Source organism: Pseudomonas sp. BF-R-19, assembly GCF_019956445.1.
GTDB lineage: Bacteria > Pseudomonadota > Gammaproteobacteria > Pseudomonadales > Pseudomonadaceae > Aquipseudomonas > Aquipseudomonas fluorescens_BH.
The window spans coordinates 1-3,312 of the sequence record NZ_JAHBDN010000013.1 but is presented as its reverse complement, the minus strand read 5'-3'; the positions used below and the strand labels follow the sequence as shown (position 1 = coordinate 3,312).

Annotated in this window: 3 protein-coding genes and 1 pseudogene; 1 reads left to right on the top strand and 3 read right to left on the bottom strand. The window is 62.4% G+C overall.

The annotated features are described in order from the left end of the window. Positions 1 to 258: 258 nt before the first annotated feature. The 3 genes from KGB28_RS01045 to KGB28_RS01035 all read right to left on the bottom strand — a co-directional run bounded on the left by KGB28_RS01045 (position 259) and on the right by KGB28_RS01035 (position 2,711). The gene (locus KGB28_RS01045; protein ID WP_223441307.1) at positions 259 to 1,689 is read right to left on the bottom strand and encodes a heavy metal sensor histidine kinase; all 1,431 of its coding nucleotides are present in this window, start codon (positions 1,687 to 1,689) and stop codon (positions 259 to 261) included. Positions 1,690 to 1,697: 8 nt separating this feature from the next. Further along, a complete protein-coding gene (locus tag KGB28_RS01040; protein WP_223441305.1) occupies positions 1,698 to 2,369 on the bottom strand; it encodes a heavy metal response regulator transcription factor in 672 nt (223 codons plus the stop codon). Positions 2,370 to 2,453: 84 nt separating this feature from the next. After that, entirely contained in the window at positions 2,454 to 2,711 is a 258-nt protein-coding gene (locus tag KGB28_RS01035) for a DUF2790 domain-containing protein (RefSeq protein ID WP_223441303.1), read from the bottom strand. 379 nt (positions 2,712 to 3,090) lie between these two features. On the opposite strand from KGB28_RS01035, the pseudogene KGB28_RS01030 reads away from it, so the two are divergent. After that, positions 3,091 to 3,312: pseudogene (locus KGB28_RS01030) on the top strand (tripartite tricarboxylate transporter substrate binding protein); the annotation flags it as partial.

The following is a 3,312-nucleotide window of genomic DNA, read 5'->3' as shown; positions in this document are numbered from 1 at the left end:
GGGAGCGGGAGCGGGGGCAAGAGCAGGAGTAGGAGCAGGAGCAGGAGCAGGAGCAGGAACGTCGGCCATGTCCCCCGCCAACAGCCAGCCCGGGCTTGCCGCCAGAACCGCGAAGGCGACGTAGATCATTGACTTCAAGACATTGCGCATCGGCGAGCTCGACGGGTTGTTAGTCACATAGCCAATGAGGTTAGGTCATGACACGCACCCTTGAGCATTGTTTTGTCGCAAGTGCCGCGGGTGGTTTTCGCCTGTGCGCTACTCATGCTGTTGTCGCGCCGGGAAAAACAGTTCGAAGCAGGTGATGCCGTCGCTACTGCTGACGTGGCAGGCACCGTTGTGCAGTTGCATGATCGTCGCCACGATCGACAGGCCCAGGCCATTGGATTGGGCCGAGCGTTCGCGGGACTCGTCGACCCGGTAGAAGCGTTCGAACAGCCGTGGCAGATGCCGGGCCGGGATGGTCGGGCCGTGGTTGCGCACTTGCACCTGGATGCCGTCGGCGGTCGGGCTGGCGTGGATGCACAGCTCGGAATGCGGCGCGCCGTACTTGATGGCGTTGGCGCACAGGTTGGCCAATGCACGGCGCAGCAGCATCGGCTCGGCCCAGATCAAGCCGCTGCCCCGGGCATCGATGCAGATGCCAACGTCGGTCGCCGGGCCTTCGAAATAATCGGCCATGCGTTGCATTTCGTCGGCGGCATCCAGCTCCTGACGCTGGCGCAGGGCACTGCGCGGATCGGTGCGGGCCAGGAACAGCATGTTGTCGAGCATGCGCGCCAGGCGCTCGAGTTCTTCGACATTCGAGGCCAACAGCTGCTGATAGGCATCGGTGCTGCGGTTCTGCTGCAAGGCCACCTGGGTTTCGCCGAGCAGGTTGTTGATCGGCGTGCGCAGTTCGTGGGCCATGTCGGTCGACACCTGGCCCAACTGGATGAAGCCTTTGTCCAGCCGGTCGAGCATGGCGTTGAAGGCGTCGATCATGGGCAGCAGTTCCAGCGGCGCACCCTGGCTGTCGAGGCGTTCGTTGAGGTTGCCGACGTCGATGCTCTGGGTGTGACGGGCCAGGCGCCGCACTGGCAACAGGCCGCGATGCACCAGCACATAACCGGACAGTGCCAGCAGGATCGCCGCGACGCTGGCGAACAGGTACACATTGAGCCGGTAGTCGGCGAGCACGGCGGTGCGCTCGGTCATCAGGCGCCCGGTCACCACTTGCAGGCTACCCAGGTCACCGGAATCGATGGTCGCCGCCAGGGCGGAAAACGGCACGCCGTTGACGTTGGGCAAATGCTGCACGTCGCTCAGGGTCAGTCGATGATCCATGGCCACCGGGGTCAGCGCCGGCATCGTCAGGTTGCCCGGGTTGACCACCAGCAACGGCGGCTGGCCAGGGGTGCCGATGGTCAGCAGGGCCTCGCGGTTGCCCATCATGTTCTGGAACAGCGCCGGCTTGGCCTTGATCAGGTCCAGGGTATTGCTGTCGTTGAGGAAGGTACGCAACTGGTCGATGCGGGTGATCAGGGCAATGTCATCGCGATGGATCAGCTCGCGCTCCAGGTCGCGGTACAGCGCCACGCCCAGCAGCGCCAGCGAGACAAACGCCAGCAAAGCAAACACCAGCGCCAGACGCAGGGTCAGGGAGTGGCTGAGGCGGGAGGCGGATTGCAGCGGCGTCATCACATTCATGGTTGCATTCAGGGTTGAGTGTCGAAGCGATAGCCGATGCCGCGCACGCTGTGGATCAACTTGAGCGGGAACGGATCATCGATTTTCAGGCGCAGGCGGCGCACCGCGACATCGACGACATTGGTGTCGCTGTCGAAATTCATGTCCCAGACCCGCGAGGCGATCATCGAGCGTGACAGCACCTCGCCCTGATGCGTGGCGAACAGGTGCAGCAGGGCGAACTCCTTGTTGGTCAGGGTGATGCGGTTGCCGGCGCGGCTGACGCGGCGCTTGAGCACGTCGATCTGCAGGTCGTCGACGTGCAGGTGTTCTTCTTCCCGGGTAGGACCGCGCCGGGTCAGGGTACGCAGGCGTGCCACCAGTTCGGCGAAGGAAAACGGCTTGATCAGGTAATCGTCGGCGCCCAGTTCGAGGCCTTTGATGCGGTCGGCGATGTCATCCCGGGCAGTGAGGAACAGCACCGGTGTATCGGCTTCCTTGCGCAAGCGGCGCAGGACTTCCCAGCCATCCATCTTCGGCATCATGACATCCAGCACGATCACGTCGAAGTCGTGTTCCAGGGCCAGGTGCAGGCCATCGATGCCGTCCCGCGCCAGGTTCACGGTGTATCCGAGCTCCTGCAGGCCGTTGAGCAGGTAATTGCCGGCCTTGGGTTCGTCTTCGACTACGAGGATGTTCATGCAAACCTGCCTGATCCGGTCGGGCTACAGGGGCGAGCCAATGGCGAAAGTGTAGCCCGGTCGGCGCTGAATACAGGCATCTGCTCAGTTCTCACCAAGGCAACCTACGCCCTGGACCTGATAGTCCAGCTGGTGCTCGCGACCCTGGTGGTCGAGGTAGTTGAACTGCGCCGGAACGATGCCGCACTGGCCGTTGAGGTCGGTCATCGACAGGACTTTGGCAACATCTACCGGGACATAAAAGCCGACCTTGTCGTGGATGACCGGCGAGGTGGGCTGGGTGGCGGCAAACGCCGAACCGGTGGCGAGCAGGGCGGCAAAACCCGCGATCAACATTTTCATGACGAATCTCTCTCTACAAGGGCAGGGTGGCTGCCGGTGGTTGGCCTGACAGTGAGTTCAGGCTAACGAAGTGATCCGGACAGCCGACCAACAGCTTGATGACAAAGTTGTAATGAATGGATGGCGGGAGCACCCAGGTCCCTGTGGGAGCGAGCTTGCTCGCGATGACGGAGTGTCAGTCGACATTTTCGGTATCTGACACACCGCCATCGCGAGCAAGCTCGCTCCCACAGGGGGCTTGCGGCGCCTTTGGCAGGTGGTTTCAGCAAAACAGATCAACCCACGGATCCATGGCCTAAGCTTGTTTGCAGGCCCATGTTCATCGCACATCTCGATGGGCAAGCGGCACCCATAAAAACAATGCAATCAGGAGATGCCCATGTCCGCTTTGATCCGTCGTTTCAGTCGCTGCATGGCCGCCGGTTTGGCCGCAGCCGTGCTTGTTGCGCCAGCCTTCGCGCTGGATACCGTGAAATTCATGGCCCCGGGCTCCGTGGGCGGTGGTTACGACCAGACCGCCCGGGTGCTGGGCAAGGCCATGGTCGAGGCCAATACGGCCAAGTCCGTGACCTTCGAGAACAAGGGCGGGGCGGTCTCTTAT